The sequence below is a fragment of the Thermus sp. 2.9 genome (assembly GCF_000794385.1).
GTDB classification, from domain to species: Bacteria; Deinococcota; Deinococci; order Deinococcales; family Thermaceae; genus Thermus; species Thermus thalpophilus.
Genome location: NZ_JTJB01000001.1, coordinates 73258 through 88417, shown reverse-complemented (window position 1 = coordinate 88417; position 15160 = coordinate 73258). Strand labels below are relative to the sequence as shown.

At 66.7% G+C, this 15160-nt stretch carries 14 protein-coding genes, 2 tRNA genes and 1 pseudogene; 13 read left to right on the top strand and 4 right to left on the bottom strand.

What is annotated here, in order from left to right; genetic code table 11:
- Nucleotide 1 precedes the first annotated feature (1 nt).
- From QT17_RS00460 to QT17_RS00440, 5 genes and pseudogenes are all read left to right on the top strand, one after another.
- Entirely contained in the window at nt 2–1216 is a 1215-nt protein-coding gene (locus QT17_RS00460; protein ID WP_039455057.1) for a cysteine desulfurase, read from the top strand.
- A gap of 2 nt (nt 1217–1218) precedes the next feature.
- A pseudogene (locus QT17_RS00455) lies at nt 1219–3656 on the top strand (cation-translocating P-type ATPase).
- 22 nt (nt 3657–3678) lie between these two features.
- Nucleotides 3679–4389 (top strand): (Fe-S)-binding protein, encoded by a 711-nt coding sequence (locus QT17_RS00450; protein WP_039455054.1) that lies wholly within the window; start codon nt 3679–3681, stop codon nt 4387–4389.
- Complete coding sequence (locus QT17_RS00445; protein WP_039455051.1) at nt 4379–5773, top strand: LutB/LldF family L-lactate oxidation iron-sulfur protein; 1395 nt, start codon at nt 4379–4381, stop codon at nt 5771–5773. The genes QT17_RS00450 and QT17_RS00445 overlap by 11 nt, the downstream gene beginning before the upstream one ends.
- Nucleotides 5763–6326 (top strand): lactate utilization protein, encoded by a 564-nt coding sequence (locus QT17_RS00440; RefSeq protein ID WP_039455049.1) that lies wholly within the window; start codon nt 5763–5765, stop codon nt 6324–6326. Before QT17_RS00445 ends, QT17_RS00440 begins: the two co-directional genes overlap by 11 nt.
- Here QT17_RS00440 and lepB read toward each other — a convergent pair.
- Together lepB and QT17_RS00430 are read right to left on the bottom strand one after the other, a co-directional pair.
- The gene (gene lepB, locus QT17_RS00435; RefSeq protein WP_039455047.1) at nt 6319–7125 is read right to left on the bottom strand and encodes a signal peptidase I; all 807 of its coding nucleotides are present in this window, start codon (nt 7123–7125) and stop codon (nt 6319–6321) included. The genes QT17_RS00440 and lepB overlap by 8 nt on opposite strands.
- Nucleotides 7122–7877 carry a patatin-like phospholipase family protein gene (locus QT17_RS00430; protein ID WP_039455045.1) on the bottom strand — a complete coding sequence of 252 codons (756 nt, stop codon included), beginning with the start codon at nt 7875–7877 and terminating at the stop codon, nt 7122–7124. Before QT17_RS00430 ends, lepB begins: the two co-directional genes overlap by 4 nt.
- Before the next feature lie 49 nt (nt 7878–7926).
- On the opposite strand from QT17_RS00430, the gene QT17_RS00425 reads away from it, so the two are divergent.
- Complete coding sequence (locus tag QT17_RS00425) at nt 7927–8700, top strand: serine/threonine-protein kinase (RefSeq protein ID WP_039455043.1); 774 nt, start codon at nt 7927–7929, stop codon at nt 8698–8700.
- Here the strand turns inward: QT17_RS00425 and QT17_RS00420 are convergent.
- Entirely contained in the window at nt 8697–9794 is a 1098-nt protein-coding gene (locus QT17_RS00420; RefSeq protein WP_039455040.1) for an N-acetylmuramoyl-L-alanine amidase, read from the bottom strand. The genes QT17_RS00425 and QT17_RS00420 overlap by 4 nt on opposite strands.
- A 48-nt stretch (nt 9795–9842) precedes the next feature.
- Between QT17_RS00420 and QT17_RS00415 the strand changes: the two genes are divergently transcribed.
- Both QT17_RS00415 and QT17_RS00410 read left to right on the top strand, forming a co-directional pair.
- Entirely contained in the window at nt 9843–10265 is a 423-nt protein-coding gene (locus tag QT17_RS00415) for an OsmC family protein (RefSeq protein ID WP_039455039.1), read from the top strand.
- The gene (locus tag QT17_RS00410) at nt 10266–11024 is read left to right on the top strand and encodes a type III pantothenate kinase (protein ID WP_039455036.1); all 759 of its coding nucleotides are present in this window, start codon (nt 10266–10268) and stop codon (nt 11022–11024) included. It abuts the gene before it with no gap.
- Here QT17_RS00410 and QT17_RS00405 read toward each other — a convergent pair.
- Nucleotides 10987–11352: a hypothetical protein gene (locus QT17_RS00405; protein ID WP_039455034.1), complete on the bottom strand. Its 366-nt coding sequence runs from the start codon at nt 11350–11352 to the stop codon at nt 10987–10989. The two genes, QT17_RS00410 and QT17_RS00405, sit on opposite strands and share 38 nt — an antisense overlap.
- A gap of 65 nt (nt 11353–11417) precedes the next feature.
- Here QT17_RS00405 and QT17_RS00400 point away from each other — a divergent pair.
- The 5 genes from QT17_RS00400 (at nt 11418) to QT17_RS00380 (ending at nt 15122) form a co-directional block, all read left to right on the top strand.
- A tRNA-Asp gene (locus QT17_RS00400) sits at nt 11418–11494 on the top strand.
- A gap of 1 nt (nt 11495) precedes the next feature.
- Nucleotides 11496–11571: transfer RNA gene (locus QT17_RS00395), tRNA-Phe, on the top strand.
- Between the two features lie 550 nt (nt 11572–12121).
- Nucleotides 12122–13525, top strand: coding sequence for an HD-GYP domain-containing protein (locus QT17_RS00390; protein WP_039455031.1), 1404 nt, complete (start codon nt 12122–12124; stop codon nt 13523–13525).
- A gap of 50 nt (nt 13526–13575) precedes the next feature.
- Entirely contained in the window at nt 13576–14067 is a 492-nt protein-coding gene (locus tag QT17_RS00385; RefSeq protein ID WP_081995743.1) for a DUF5317 domain-containing protein, read from the top strand.
- A gap of 50 nt (nt 14068–14117) precedes the next feature.
- Nucleotides 14118–15122 (top strand): homoisocitrate dehydrogenase, encoded by a 1005-nt coding sequence (locus QT17_RS00380; protein ID WP_039455027.1) that lies wholly within the window; start codon nt 14118–14120, stop codon nt 15120–15122.
- The last annotated feature ends 38 nt before the right edge of the window (nt 15123–15160 follow it).

Sequence of the window (15160 nt, the reverse complement as noted above, 5' to 3'; positions counted from 1 at the left end):
CATGGACTTCACCAGCCTAAGGGAAGCCTTCCCCTTGATTGCGGGGCGGCCGGGCTTGGTCTACCTGGACTCCGCCGCCACCAGCCAGAAGCCCAAGCGGGTCCTGGAGGCCCTGGACCGCTACTACAAGGAGCTTAATGCCAACGTGCACCGGGGAGCCTACCGGCTTTCCGTGGCCGCCACCGAGGCCTACGAGGAGGCAAGGCGCCGCATGGCCCGCTTCCTCAACGCCGAGGAAAGGGAGATCATCTTCGTGCGCAACACCACCGAGGCCCTGAACCTGGTGGCCTACGCTTGGGGCTTAAGGAACCTTAAGGAGGGCGACGAGATCCTGGTCACGGAAATGGAGCACCACGCAGGGCTTGTGCCCTGGCACCTGGTGGCGGGGCTCAAGGGAGCCCGGATCAAGGCCATCCCCCTCACCGAGGAGGGCCGGCTGGACCTTTCCGCCCTGGACCGCCTGCTTACGGAGAGGGTCAAGGTGGTCTCGGTGGTGCACATGTCCAACGTCCTGGGCACCATTAACCCCGTGGCGGAGATCGCCAGGAGGGCCAAGGAGGTGGGGGCTTTGATGGTGGTGGATGGGGCGCAAAGCGCCCCCCACCTGCCCGTGGACGTGAAGGCCTTGGGGGCAGACTTCTTCGCCCTTTCCGGCCACAAGATGTTGGGGCCCACGGGGGCCGGGGTGCTTTGGGGGCGGTATGAGGTCCTGGAAGGCATGGGGCCCTTCCTGGGAGGAGGGGAGATGATCCTCGAGGTGCACGTGGACCGCTCCACCTACGCCCCCCCGCCCCAGCGCTTTGAGGCGGGCACCCCGCCCATCGCCGAGGCCGTCGCCCTGGGGGAGGCCGCCCAGTACCTCATGGAGGTGGGCATGGACAAGGTCTTCGCCCACGACCGGGCCCTTTTGGCCTACGCCCTGGAGCGCCTGGAGGAGGTGCCGGACCTCAAGGTCTACGGCCCCAAAGGGGAGGACCGGGGCGGGGTCATCCCCTTCACCCTGGGCCGGCTCCACGCCCACGACCTGGCCACCTTCCTGGACCAGGAGGGGATCGCCGTGCGGGCGGGCCACCACTGCGCCCAACCCCTCCACCGCAAGCTGGGCGTGCCCGCCACCGCCCGGGCGAGCTTTTACCTCTACAACACGAAGGAGGACGTGGACCGCCTGGTGGAAGCCCTCCTCAAGATCCGCAAAGGGATGGCCGCCTGGGTTTAGCCATGGCCGTTTTAGGACTCAGCGAAGCCGCGGCCCAAGAACGCCTAAAAGTTTACGGCCCCAACGAGATCCCCCGGGGGCGTAAAGTTAGCCCCTGGGTCCTTTTGCTGCGCCAGTTCGTCCACCTCCTGGCCCTCCTTCTTTGGGCCGCCGCAGGGCTCGCCTACCTGGCGGGCACCCCCGAGCTGGCGGTGGCCATCCTGGCGGTCATCGGGGTGAACGGGCTTTTTTCCTTTTGGCAGGAGTACCGGGCTGAGCGCACCGCGGAAGAGCTCCTCAAGCTCGTGCCCCAGCGGGTGATGGTCCTGCGGGATGGGCGCTTCCGCCTCCTGGATGCCCGGGAGCTGGTGCCCGGGGATGTGGTGAAGCTCACCCTGGGCAACCGCGTCCCGGCGGACATCCGCCTTTTGGAAAGCGAAGACTTGGCGGTGGACGCCTCCGCCTTCACCGGGGAAAGCCTGCCGGAAACGCCTGGACCCGGGGACCTGGTCTTGGCTGGCACCCTGGTGGTCCGAGGGGAGGGACTTGGGGAGGTGGTGGCAACGGGAAGGCGCACGCGCCTGGCGGAGATCGCCCGCCTCAGCCAGACGCCTCCCCGGGAGGCCACGCCTTTGGAAAAGGAGCTTCGGCGCCTGGTGCAGACCATCGCCTGGGTGGCCTTGGGCGCTGGCGCGGCCTTCTTCGTCCTCTTCTTGGTGGCCGGGCTGGACCTTTACAAGGCCTTTGTCTTCACCCTTGGCGTCACGGTGGCCTTGGTACCCGAGGGGTTGGTGCCCACCCTCACCCTTTCCCTGGCCGTGGCCGCCCAGCGGATGGCGGCGCGGAAGGCCTTGGTGCGGAGCCTGGAGGCGGTGGAAAACCTCGGGCTTACCACGGTGATTTGCACCGACAAAACGGGGACCCTTACCGAAAACCGCCTCGAGGCCCGCCTCCTCCTCACTCCCCAAGGCGTGGTGCGGCCCGAAGCGGTCCAAGGCCCCCTCCCCTTCCACCTCAAGGTGCTGGCGGACATCCTGGCCACCGAGGAGCTCTCCGGGTTAGACCCTTTGGAGGAGGCCCTAAGGCGCTTGGGGGCGACCTTGGGCGGGAAGCCCCTGGGCCCGGTGGTCCACCGCTACCCCTTTGACCCTAGGCGGCGCCGCTCAGGCTTTGTGGCCGGGAACGTTTTGGTGGTCCAAGGCGCCCCCGAAGCCATCGCCCCCTTAGTGCCCCAGGGGGAAACCCTCCTGGCCCAGGCGGAGGCCTGGGCAGAGGAAGGGTATCGGGTGGTGGCCTTGGCCTACCGGGAGCTTTCCGGCCCGCCCCCCGCCACCGCCGAGGAGGCGGAAAGGGAGCTTCGCTTCCTCGCCCTTTTGGCCCTGGAAGACCCCATCCGCCCCGAAGCGGCGGAGGCGGTGCGCCTGGCCCAGGAAGCGGGGATCCGGGTCCTCATGGTCACCGGGGACCACCCGGCCACGGCGCTGGCCGTGGCCCGAAAAGTGGGGTTGGTTCGGGAAAACCCCACGCTGCTCCTGGGCTCCGAACTTCCCCAAGACCTTGCCCTCTTAGGGGCCCTGGTGGACCGGGACGAGGTGGTCATCGCCCGCTCCACCCCGGAGGACAAGCTCCGCATCACCCAGGCGCTCCAGGCGCGGGGGCACGTGGTGGCCATGACCGGGGATGGGGTGAACGACGCCCCCGCCCTGCGGACGGCCCATGTGGGGGTGGCCATGGGTCTAAGGGGCACGGACGTGGCCCGGGAAGCGGCGGACATCATCCTTTTGGACGACCACTTCGCCACCATCCTCGAGGCCATCCGCCAAGGCCGGGCCACCTACACCAACCTGCGCCGCCTCCTCGCCTACCACCTCACGGACAACGTGGCCGAGCTCTTCCCCTTCTTGGCCTGGGCCTTCACCGGGGGGCGGATCCCCTTGGCGTTGAACGTGCTCCACGTCCTCGCCTTGGACCTGGGCACCGACGCCCTCCCTTCCTTGGCCCTGGGCACCGAACCCCCCGAGGCGGCGGTGATGCGAACCCCCCGCCCAAAAGCGGCCTGGTGACCCGGGAGGTGCTCCTGAGGGCCCTGGGGGTCCTCGGCCCCCTCGAGGCCCTCTGGACCATGGCCACCTTCCTCCTCGTCCTCTTCCTGGGGAACCATGCGGCGGCCTCGGGAAGCGCCTTCGCCGCCGTGGTCTTCGGCCAAGCGGCCAACGCCCTAGCGAGCCGGAGCGACGTTCATCCCCTTTGGCGCCTGTCCCTCAAAACCAACCCTTTTATGGCCTGGGCCCTTTTGGCGAGCCTTGCTCTCCTCTTCCTCACCTACACCTCCCCCTTGGCCCAGGCCTTCCACCACGCCTACCCGGGTCCTTGGCTTGGCCTTTCGGTCCTAGCCTTCCCCCTGGTGGCCCTGGGAGACGCCCTTCTTAAGGCGGCTTGGCGGAAGCAGAAGGGCGCGTGAGCGGAGGTATACTGGGGCGCAAATGCGGGTAGCCCTCTTCATCACCTGCCTGGCGGACCAGTTCTTCGCCGAGGCCGGGGTGGCGGCGGTGCGGCTTCTAAGGGCCTTGGGGGTGGAGGTGGACTTTCCCGAGGGCCAGACCTGCTGCGGCCAGCCCGCCTTCAACGCCGGCTACTGGGAGGGGGCGAGGCCCTTGGCCCGAAGGACCCTCGAGGTCTTCCGGGAAGCGGACTACGTGGTCCTGCCCTCGGGAAGCTGCGCCAGCATGGTGAAAAACCACTACCCCGAGCTCCTTCCCGGAAGCCAAAAGGCCCTGGACCTCGCCGAGAGGACCTATGAGCTTTCCGCCTTCCTGGTGGGGGTCCTGGGGGTGGAAAAGCTGGGGGAAGGGCTTAAGGGAAAGCGGATCGCCTACCACCACGGCTGCCACGCCCTGAGGGAGCTTGGGGTGCGGGAGGAGCCCCTCCTTCTCCTAAAGGGAGCCGGGGCGGAGCTCGTGCCCTGGGAGGCGGCGGAGGAGTGCTGCGGCTTTGGGGGGCTTTTCTCGGTGAAGCTCCCCGAGGTCTCCTTGGCCATGGCGGACCGCAAGGTCGCCACCTTGCCCCAGGCGGAGGTCCTCACCTCCACGGACGCGGGCTGCCTCCTCCACCTGGCGGGGCGCTTGAGCAAGAAGGGGGTGGGCCTAAAGGTGGCGCCCCTCGCCACCTTGCTTTGGGAGGCGTATGCGGGCTAAGGCCAAGCTTTACCCCAAGGAGGCGGCGAGGCTCCTCCGGGAAAAACCTGGGGTGCGGGAGGCGGTAACAGGGGCCACCCTGCACTTTGATAGGAACCGCCTCAAGGCCTACGCCGAGGTGCCCATCGCCGAGTGGCGGGAGCGGGCCAAGGCCGTCAAGGACCACGCGCTGAGCCACCTGGACCAGTACCTGGAGCTGGCGGAAAAGCGGCTAAAGGAAAACGGGGTCCAGGTCCACTACGCCGAGGAGCCGGAGGACGCCCACCGCCTCCTAAGGGAGATCGTAGAGCGGCGCGGGGTGAAGCGGGCGGTGAAGGCCAAGAGCATGCTCACGGAGGAGCTCGGGGTAAACCCCCTCCTGGCCTCCTTGGGGGTGGAGGTCTACGAGACCGACCTGGGGGAGTACTTGATCCAGCTCCTGGGGGAGCCCCCAAGCCACATCGTGGGCCCGGCCATCCACCTCTCCCTTAAGGAGATCCAAACGCTTTTCCACGAGCGCTTCGGCACCCCCCTGGACGCCTCCCCCGAGGCCCTGGCCCAGGTGGCCCGCAAGGTGCTCCGGGAGGCCTTCCTCACCGCCGAACTGGGGATTAGCGGGGCCAACTTCCTGGTGGCGGAAACGGGCACCCTGGCCCTCATGGAGAACGAGGGGAACATCCGCCTCTCCACCTCCTTGCCCAAGGTCCACGTGGCCTTCGTGGGGATTGAGAAGCTCCTCCCCCGCTTCCAGGACCTGGCCCTCTTCCTCCCCCTCACCGCCCGGGCGGCCACGGGGCAGCGCCTTTCCACCTTCGTCTCCCTCATCCAAGGCCCCGCCCGAAAGGGGGAGGAGGGCCCCGAGGAGGTGCACGTGGTCCTGGTGGACCACGGCCGCACCGCCCTCCTCGCCGACCCCGAGGCCTGGGAGACCCTAAGGTGCCTCCGCTGCGGGGCCTGCCTCAACGCCTGCCCCGTCTACCGCCAAACCGGGGGCCACCCCTACGGCTACGTCTACTCCGGCCCCATCGGGGCGGTCCTGGACCCCGGGCTCCTCTCCCTGGAGGAGGCGTACCCCCTCCCCTACGCCTCCACCCTCTGCGGGGCCTGCCTCGAGGCCTGCCCCGTCAAGATCCCCATCCCCAAGCTCCTCCTCACCTGGCGCCACCGGGCGGTGGCGGAGGGCCTAAGCCCCGCCTGGGAACGGGCCATGCTCGCCGCCTACCGCAGGGTCATGGAAAGCCCCGCCCTCTACCGCCTCTTCTCCAAGGCCCTCAGGGGCCTGCCCCTCCCCCAGGACCTCCTCCCCCTCCTCAGGGCCTGGACGGAGGGAAGAGGCCCCCTAAAGCCCAGCCCCAAGCCCTTCCACCAGCTCTGGCGGGAGATGGAGGAAGGCCATGGACGCTAGGACCCGCATCCTAAACCGGGTGCGGCGGGCCCTGGAGGGCCGCCCCAAGGCCCTTCTTCCCGAACACCCCCACTCGCCCTTCCCCGAGGACCCCATACCCCTCCTCCTGGCGCGCCTGGCGGAAAACGGGGCCGAACCCCACCTCCTTTCCCCCGAAGGGGCCCAGGCCCTCCTGAGGGAACTGGCCCAGGGGCTTCCCGGGGTGGCCTTCGGCCAGGGGGTCCCTACCCCCTTCCGCGAAGGCCTCAACCCCCTCCCCCCCGAGGAGGCCCCTCTGGGGGTTTCCTGGGCGCTTTTCGCCGTGGCGGAAACGGGCACCCTGGCCCTTTCCAGCGCCGACGGGCGCCGGGCCCAGCTCCTCCCCCCCACCCACCTGGTCCTGGTGGAAAGGGAAAGGGTCTACCCCACCCTCCTCCAGGCCTTCCAGGACCTAAAGGAGCTCCCCAGCGCCCTCGGCCTCCACTCCGGCCCTTCCAAGAGCGCGGACATCGGCCAGGTGATGGTGAAGGGGGTCCACGGGCCCGGGAGGCTCATCGTGGCCGTCCTCACTTGAGCCCGTAGACGGGAGGCGGGGAAAGGGGCCTGAGGTTCAGGCGCACCCCCCCCTCCTCCCGCACGACAAGGGGCCACCACACGAAGCTCGCCCGCCCGGCGATAGCCTCCACCGGCACGGGGCCAAAGGTGCGGGAGTCCTCGCTGCCCCCCAGGGTGCGGTTGTCCCCCATGACGAAGTAGTAGCCTTTCTTCAGCTTAATCTTCCCCACCTCGCAGGCCTCGGCAAGCTGGCTTCGGGCCAAAACCTCCTCCGAGGGGGGAAGGAGCATCTCCTTGAGGGGCTTCAGGTAGGCGGGAAGGAGCTCCACGGGGAAGTCCCCCTGCTGGGTGATGATCCGGGTCATGCGCCCCTCCTTGTAGCACACCCCGGGGAAGGAGTCGGGCCAGGGGGAGAGGTGGTCGGTGATGTGCCGCTCGTCCAGGGGGGTTCCGTTCACGTAGACCACCCCCCGCTCCACGTACACCTCGTCCCCCGGCACCGCCACGATGCGCTTAATGAAGAAGGCGCGGAAGGAAAAGCCCAGGACAGGGAAGCGGGCGGTGGCGTAGGGGGTGCCCTCCGGGGGCTTGAGGATGGCGATCTCCCCCCGGCGCCACTCCCTAAGGCCAAAACGCACCAGCCAAGTTTCCCACTTGGGCACCAGAACCCGCTCCCCGTTCCTTAGGGTGGGGAACATGCTCTGACCCACCACCCCCACGGTGGTAAAGACGAAGGTGGTGACCAAGAAGGCCACCAGGAGGGCCTCCCCCACCTGGCGAAACCACTCCTTGAAAAGGTATTCCCAAAAGGCCTTCATACCCCTCCTACTCTACCCCCAAGGGCGCGCCTGGCCGCCTCGCGCCCCGCCTCCACGATCTCCTCCAGGCGGCGGAAGTCCTCTATGCCCACCCCGGGAAGGGAAGGCCGCACGTAGACCTCGGGGGCGTAAAGGCTTAAGCGCACGGAGGTGAGGTGGGCCTGCATCAGGTCCACCGCCCGCCGGGCCAGGGCCAGAAGCCCCCGGGGGCCTTCCTCCAGGGAGCGCTCTGGGGTCACGTCCACGGCGTAGACCTCCGTGGCCCCCAGGAGCCGGGCGGCGTCCACGGGCAGGTTGTCCAAAACGCCCCCGTCAAAGAGAAGCCGCCCTTCCCGCTCCACCGGGGCGAGGAGGCCCGGGTAGGCGGCGGAGGCCAAGACAGCGCTGGGAAGGTCGCCTTGGGTGAGGAAAAGAAGCCTTCCCGAGCGCACGTCCACCGCGGTCACCGCCAAGGGCCTTTGGAGCTCGGCGAAGGTGGGAGGGAGGTGCTCCGCCAGGAAGTCCTTGAGCTTCCGCCGGGAAAAGACCCCTTCCCGAGGGGAAAGGCCCAAGAGGCCAAGCCACGGGGTCTTGCGGGCGATGGCCAGGATCTCCCTGGGAGCAAGCCCGGCGGCGAAAAAGGCCCCCACGATGGCCCCCATGCTGGTCCCCGCCACCGCCTGGAAGGCTAGCCCCGCCTCCAAGAAAACCTCCAAAGCCCCGATGTGGGCAAGGCCCCTGGCCCCGCCGCCTGAAAGCGCAAGCCCGCGCACGGAAAAATCCTAAAGGGCCTATGGGTGAAAGAGGTGAGGGGCGGGTATAGTGAGGGCGGTGAGCCTCACCGGGAAGGTGCTCCTGCAAAGGTATCGGGTGGTGCGGCTCTTAGGCCAAGGGGCCCTGGCCAGCGTCTTCCTGGCCTTTGACCGCTTCGGTACCCCTTACGCCCTCAAGGTCTTCCCCCAAGGGGCCAAGGCCCGAAGGGACCGGGAGCTATGGGTGGGGAGAAGGCTTTCCCACCCCAACCTCAACCCCGTCCTCGAGCCCCTGGACCTAGAAGAAGGCCCCGCCCTCCTCCTGGCCTACGCCCCCGGGGAGGAGCTGGGCCGCTGGATGCTCCGCCGCCCCGAGCGCAAGCGGGCCCTTTTCGTCTTCCGCCAGCTCCTCGCCGCCCTGGCCCACATGCACGAGCAAGGCCTGGTCCACCGGGACGTGAAGCCGGAGAACATCATCGTGGCGGGCACGGACGAGGCCAGGCTCGTGGACTTTGACCTTTCGGGGCCCGCCCTCGAGGCCTTCAAAAAACCCCTCAGGGTGGGCACCCTCCCCTACCTGGCCCCGGAGCAGGTCCTGGGGCAAAGCCCCGGCCCCGAGGCGGACGTCTACGCCGCCGGGGTCATCCTCTACTGGATCCTGACCGGGGAGCACCCCTTTGTGGGGGCGCCGGAGGAGGTGCTTTGGGGGCACCTTCAAGGCCCCATCCCCGCCGTCCCTGGCCTCGAGGCGGAGCAACAAGCCTTTCTGGAACGCCTCCTGGCCAAAAGCCCGGCGGAGCGTTTCCCCACCGCCAAGGAAGCCCTGGAAGCCCTCCCCTTCTAGCGGGCGAAGGCCCCGTTGGCCAAGAAGGTGAGGACCCCCGCCAAAAGCCCTTGCGCCACCTTGTCCCGGTACGCGGGGTCGGCCAGCCGCCGCCCCTCCACCGGATGGTCGCCGAAGCCGATCTCCACCAAAACCGCCGGCACCTTGGCGTAGCGGAGGACGAAGAGGTCGCCGGGGAAACTACCCCGGTAAGGGCTCCCCGTGGCCTGGGAGAGCTTCCGCCCCAGGGTCTCCGCCAAGCGCTGGCTGTAGCGTTGGTTGGCCTGGGCCACGATGTCGGTGAGGATCCGCTCGGCCACGCCCTGGGCCTCCCGGGTGAGCCTTTGCCCCAAGTCCCCACCCCCGTTTTCCCGGATGACCTGGGCGAGAACCCGGGGGTCCTGGGCCCGGCCGAAGTAGAAGACCTCCACCCCCTGGGCGGTGCGGGTGGGGGTGGCGTTCACGTGAATGGAGATGAAGAGGTTCACCTGGGAGCTATCCGCTAGGGCCGCCCGGCGGGAAAGGTCCTCCCGCTTGTCCGGGGAAAGATGCATGTCCCTATCCCGGGTGAGGCGCACCTCCACCCCCTCCCGCTCAAGAAGGCGCTTTAGGCGAAGGGCCACGTCCAGCACCGCCTCCTTCTCCACCACGTACCCCACCATCCCCGGGTCCACCCCCCCGTGGCCGGGGTCCAGGAGGACCACGGGCCTAGGGGGCTTGGGCGCCTTGGCGCTGGGCGGGGCCTCGGGCTTGGCGGGAGGGGCAGGGGTGGGGGATTTAAGGCTCAGGTCCACCACCAAGCGCTCAGGGTCGCCATAGCGGTGGGTCGCCACCTCCACCGGGGCCTTCAGCCGCACCAGGACCCGCACCTGCCCCTTTTCGGGGACAGTCTGGACCGAGGCCACCTCTTGGGAGTTCACCACCTGGTCCTTGGCCTCGGCGTCCACCCCCTTAAAGAGGAGGACCAAAAGCCCCCCCTCTTGGGACAGGGTGTAGGCCACCTCTTTCCCCGGCAGGTCAAACACGAGCCGGGTGAAGCCCTCGTGCACCCCTATGCGGGGAAAGGCTTGGGCCAGGCTCCATACCAGGGCGAAAACCAGAAGGAGAACCCGCATTCACGCCCATTCTAGCGGCAAAGCTGAGGGCTTGGTAAAATCCTGCTCATGACGAAGAAGGTGGTGGTCCATAACATCGTGGGGCACCGGTTCCTAGGGGTGAACGAGCAAGGGGACAAGGTGATGATTGACGGGGACCAGCCCGCCACCGGGCCCCGCCCCATGGAGCTCCTTCTCATGGCCCTGGGAGCCTGCACCGCCTACGATGTGGTGGACATCATGCGCAAGAAGAAGCAGCCCCTCGCCCGCTACCGGGTGGAGGTGGAGGGGGTGCGGGCGGAAACCCATCCCCGGCGCTACACCCACATCACCGTGACCCACATCGCCTCGGGGCCAGGGGTGACCCTCGAGGCTCTGGAACGGGCCGTCCACCTCTCCCACACCAAGTACTGCTCCGTTTCCGCTAGCCTCAACGCCGAGATCACCACCCGCGTGGTCCTGGAACCCTGGGAAGGGGGAGAGGAAAGCTAAATGCTCCTGGCCGTAGACATCGGCAACACCTCCACCGCCCTCGGGGTCTTCGCCGGCGAAAACCTCGTGGCCCACTTCCGCATCCACACCGACCGGATGCGGATGGAAAGCGAGTACCGCGTCCTCCTCAAAAACCTCTTTTCCCTGGACGGCCTCCCGCCCCCCAAAGCCGCCCTCCTCTCCAGCGTGGTCCCCCCGGTGGAGCGGGAGATGAAGGAGGCCATAGAAAAACTCTTCGGCATCCGGGCCCGGGTGGTGGACGCCGAAAGCACGGGCCTCGAGGTCCTCCTTGACAACCCCAAGGAAGCGGGGGCCGACCGCCTAGTGAACGCCGTGGGGGCGCTAGGCTACCCCAGCCCCACGGGCCGCTACATCGTGGTGGACTTCGGCACCGCCACCACCTTTGACCTGGTGGAAGCCCCCAACCGCTACCTGGGCGGGGCCATCACCATCGGCCCCCAGACCGCCGCCGACGCCCTCGCCGCCCGCACCGCCAAACTACCCCGCATAGACCTGGTGCCCCCCAAGGGGGTGGTGGGCAAAAACACCCTGGACGCCCTGCGCTCGGGGCTCGTCCTGGGCTACGCCGCCTTGGTGGAAGGAATGGTGCGGCGCTTCAAGGAGGAAGCGGGGGAAGCCTTGGTCATCGCCACCGGGGGCTTCGCCGGAACCCTCAAGGACCTCTGCCCCTCCTTTAACGTGGTGGACGAGGACCTCACCCTCAAGGGGCTTCTTCGCATCCACCGGGCGCAAGGGTAAACCAGTACACGTACCGCCCCTCCTCTTCCCAAAGGGCGTACCGCCACCCCTCCACCCGGTACCATCCCAGGTCCCGCCACACCCCGGGCCGCTCCCGGAGGAAGACCCTTAGGGGCCTGCCCTCCCGGTGGGCCAAAAGGAGGCGCAGGTTTCCCCCCACGGGCTCCTGATGCCCCCGCTTCCCCTCGCCCATGTAGAGGATGCGGCCATCCGGCAGAAAAACGTTCCGGTACCCCGACTCGCCCCGGTCCACCAGGAGGCTTTGCCGTCCAATCCCCCGCCGGGTGCGGTGAAAGGCGAAGACCTCGCTCCAGGTTAACCTTGACACTTCCCCTTCCCCCGGCTATCATCCTAAGTGCCCGGTCGGACGCCCCCGACCCGGCAAAACCTCAAGGCCCCGTGGTGTAGTTGGTTAACACACCCGCCTGTCACGTGGGAGATCGCGGGTTCGAGTCCCGTCGGGGCCGCCACGCCGAGGTAGCTCAGTTGGTAGAGCATGCGACTGAAAATCGCAGTGTCGGCGGTTCGATTCCGCCCCTCGGCACCAAAGACGAGCCTGGCGCCCGCTCCAAAGTGAGCGGGCGTTTTGTTTTGGCAGGTTGCTAAACTGGGCAAGAAGGGGGCGACACGCGTTACACCCACGCTTCCCTCCCCCCTTGGAGGCGAGGGTATGAGGCGGTAAGGGTTCGCCGGGGCCTGGACGTCCGCAAGGACCCCAGGCCCTACCCCCGGGTTTACCCACCAAGCCTAGCGGCGCCGGTCTGTGCTAGGCTAAAGCAAGATACTAACCATTCCAGGATTATGTGAGGAGCAAAGCAATCTATTACGTGCTGATACCTATTCTTCCCCTCTTGACAGTATTGACGACCCCCCCTAAAGTGAAAGCCAAGCAGACGGGGCCGACCCCCCGGAAGCGGAGGAAAAGGAGGGATAAAGATGAAGAAGCTGATCGCACGTGTGTTGGTTCTTCTCGGCAGCTTGATCGCTCTCGGGCTCGCGGCTGGAGCAAGTGCTCGCTGGGAATAGGAAGGAGGCCAGCTAAGCTGGCCTCCTTATTTCTTGCGCCAAGAAGGGGGATTTGCTACACTCAGGCCACCATGGCCCTTAAACGCCTGGAGCTTCCCCCTCCGCGGGTGCTCCTCTTGGTCCTCTCGGCCTTCTTGGGCTTCCTGGCCCTGGAAGGTTTCCTGTTTTGGGCCTATAGAGATATGCCCCTCCGCTTGAGCCTCCTGGACCTGCTCTTCTGGGGGGCGCTCATGCTTTGGAGCGTGTCTGTTCGTGTCCCGCTCCCCTTAAGCGCCAGCATGAGCCAGTTTTTTATCTTTGCTCTGGCTTTGATAGCGTTAACATCCCCATGGGTACCCCCCCTTCTCAGCTTTTTGCTCCAGTGGCGCCGAAAAGTCTGGTATAAGGAGCTTTTTAATAGCTCCCAGAATGCTTTGGCCACCGCCCTGGCGGCCCTGGTTTGGCAGTTCTTCCAGCAGAACCCCCTTTACCTCGGTTCCTGGAACCTATCTGCAGGGGTGGGCATCGTCGCAGCCTCCTTAGCCTTCTTCCTGGTCAACACCACCCTGGTAACCACCGCCATCCACCTTGCCAACAACGTCCCCTGGCGTGAAGCGTGGCGAAAAAACTTCAGCTGGCTTGCCCTCAGCTACCTCCTCCTCTCCCCCATCGCCCTCCTCCTCGCCCGGGCGTATGAAACGCCCCTCCTGGGGAACTGGGGTGGGTGGACGGTGCTCTTCTTCCTCATCCCCCTCTACTACAGCCGCTTCTACTGGGACGAGAAGGTGCGCCTGGAGCAGGCCTTTGACACCACCTTGGAGCTTCTGATGAACGCCTTGGAGGCAAAAGAGCAGGAAACCCGCTTCCACTCTGAGCGCGTGGCGGACATCTCCCGGGACCTGGCCCTGGCCTTCTACAAGGACCAGGCCAAGGCCCAAGACATCTACCGAGCGGCGAGGCTTCACGACATCGGCAAAATTGGCATCCCGGAAGCGGTTCTTCTAAAGCCCGGCAAGCTAACGGAAGCGGAGTACGCCCTCATCCAAACCCACTCCCAAAGGGGGGTGGAGCTCCTCTCCCCCGCCCGGAAGGTGGCCTTTGACGACCTGGTCTACCGGGTCATCCTCTACCACCACGAGCGCTGGGATGGGCGGGGCTACCCTAAGGGCCTTGCCGGGCACAACATCCCGGACGAAGCCCGCATCGTGGGCCTGGCGGACGCCTACGAAGCCATGACCGCCGGGCGTCCCTACCGGGAGGCGCTAACACCCGAAGAAGCCCTAAAGGAAGTTCAAGAGAACTCCGGCCGCCAGTTTGACCCCGACCTGGTCCGCCTCTTCACCCAGCTTTGGGAGCAAAACCCCATCTGGCGCGACCGCAAAGCCTACATCGCAGCAAAGGAGGGATCCTTATTACGCTCTACCTCACCGCAGCTCTCTTCGGCCTCGGCCTCGCCCTCGCCCTCGGAGCCCGGCCCAAGGACCTCGGAGGAGTAGACCTAAAGGCCCCTTGGGCCTTCCTCCTCGCCGCCTTGGCCGAGGGAGGTCTGGCTTATGGCACTTACCGGGAACTCTTTTCACCGGCATGGGCGGGGCCTTTGGCCAAGGTTGCGGTCCTCCTCCTGGTGGGCTACGGCCTGTACCAAAACCGCCACCTGAAAAGCCTCTACCTGGTCCTGGTAGGGCTTCTTCTCAATACCGCCGTCATCTTCGTCAATGGGGGGCACATGCCCGTGAGCGCCGAGGCGCTGGAACGGGCAGGCATCGGGGACTTCGTGCCCATTGTGGAAAGCAAAGGGGATGCAGTACACGCCCTCCTGGACGAAACCACCCGCCTGCCCTTCCTGGGGGACGTGATCCCCTTGCCACCCTTGCGCAAGGTGGTGAGCCCTGGGGACCTTTTTATCCTCCTCGGCATCGCAGGGGTGGTGGTGGAAGGTGCCCTAAGGTCTAGCCGCCCGCGCCTTCCCCGGCGGGTACAGGCCCTAAGGGTTCTCCTCTTCCTGGCCTTGGTGTGGGCCCTCCTCCTGCGGGCCTAGCCGTTCGGTGTAGTGTATATGGAGGGGGATACCCCTGACCAGGAGGCGAGATGGCGTACCGCATCTGTCTTATTGAAGGGGATGGCATCGGCCACGAGGTGGTGCCTGCAGCCAGGAAAGTCTTGGAGGCCACTGGGCTTCCCTTGGAGTTCGTGGAGGCCGAGGCCGGCTGGGAAACCTTTGAGCGAAGAGGGACCTCCGTCCCAGAAGAAACCGTAGAGAAGATCCTTTCCTGCCACGCCACCCTTTTCGGGGCCGCCACGAGCCCCACCCGCAAGGTACCGGGCTTTTTCGGGGCCATCCGCTACCTTAGGCGGCGGCTGGACCTTTACGCCAACGTGCGCCCCGCCAAGAGCCGCCCCATCCCCGGGAGTCGCCCCGGGGTGGATCTCATTATCGTGCGGGAGAACACGGAAGGCCTTTACGTGGAGCAGGAACGGCGCTACCTGGACGTGGCCATCGCCGACGCCGTGATTTCCAAAAAGGCCAGCGAGCGCATCGGGCGCGTGGCCCTGAAGCTTGCCGAAAGCCGCCCCCGCAAGACACTCCACATCGCCCACAAGGCCAACGTCCTGCCCGTGACCCAGGGCCTCTTCCTGGACACGGTGCGGGAGGTGGCCAAGGATTACCCCTTGGTCAACGTGCAGGACATCATCGTGGACAACTGCGCCATGCAGCTTGTCATGCGTCCCGAGCGCTTTGACGTCATCGTCACCACCAACCTCCTGGGAGACATTCTCTCGGACCTCACGGCCGGGCTTGTGGGCGGCCTGGGGCTCGCGCCTTCCGCCAACATCGGGGACACCACGGCGGTGTTTGAACCCGTCCACGGCTCGGCCCCGGATATCGCCGGAAAGGGCATCGCCAACCCCACCGCCACCATCCTCTCCGCCGCTATGATGTTGGATTACCTCGGGGAGAAGGAGGCGGCCAAAAAGGTGGAAAAGGCGGTGGACCTGGTCCTGGAAAAAGGCCCCCGCACCCCCGATCTGGGCGGCGACGCCACCACGGAAACCTTCACACGCGCCGTGGTGGAAGCCCTCCAAGCCCTTTAAACCTTAGCGCCCTACACCCTCCCCTGGATTGGGGAGGG

Excerpts from the sequence above, each read along its gene's own strand:
- QT17_RS00460 (WP_039455057.1), top strand. The coding sequence starts at position 2 with ATGGACTTCACCAGCCTAAGGGAAGCCTTCCCCTTGATTGCGGGGCGG.
- QT17_RS00450 (WP_039455054.1), top strand. The coding sequence starts at position 3,679 with ATGCGGGTAGCCCTCTTCATCACCTGCCTGGCGGACCAGTTCTTCGCC.
- QT17_RS00445 (WP_039455051.1), top strand. The coding sequence starts at position 4,379 with ATGCGGGCTAAGGCCAAGCTTTACCCCAAGGAGGCGGCGAGGCTCCTC.
- QT17_RS00440 (WP_039455049.1), top strand. The coding sequence starts at position 5,763 with ATGGACGCTAGGACCCGCATCCTAAACCGGGTGCGGCGGGCCCTGGAG.
- lepB (WP_039455047.1), bottom strand. The coding sequence starts at position 7,125 with ATGAAGGCCTTTTGGGAATACCTTTTCAAGGAGTGGTTTCGCCAGGTG.
- QT17_RS00420 (WP_039455040.1), bottom strand. The coding sequence starts at position 9,794 with ATGCGGGTTCTCCTTCTGGTTTTCGCCCTGGTATGGAGCCTGGCCCAA.
- QT17_RS00415 (WP_039455039.1), top strand. The coding sequence starts at position 9,843 with ATGACGAAGAAGGTGGTGGTCCATAACATCGTGGGGCACCGGTTCCTA.
- QT17_RS00410 (WP_039455036.1), top strand. The coding sequence starts at position 10,266 with ATGCTCCTGGCCGTAGACATCGGCAACACCTCCACCGCCCTCGGGGTC.
- QT17_RS00390 (WP_039455031.1), top strand. The coding sequence starts at position 12,122 with ATGGCCCTTAAACGCCTGGAGCTTCCCCCTCCGCGGGTGCTCCTCTTG.
- QT17_RS00380 (WP_039455027.1), top strand. The coding sequence starts at position 14,118 with ATGGCGTACCGCATCTGTCTTATTGAAGGGGATGGCATCGGCCACGAG.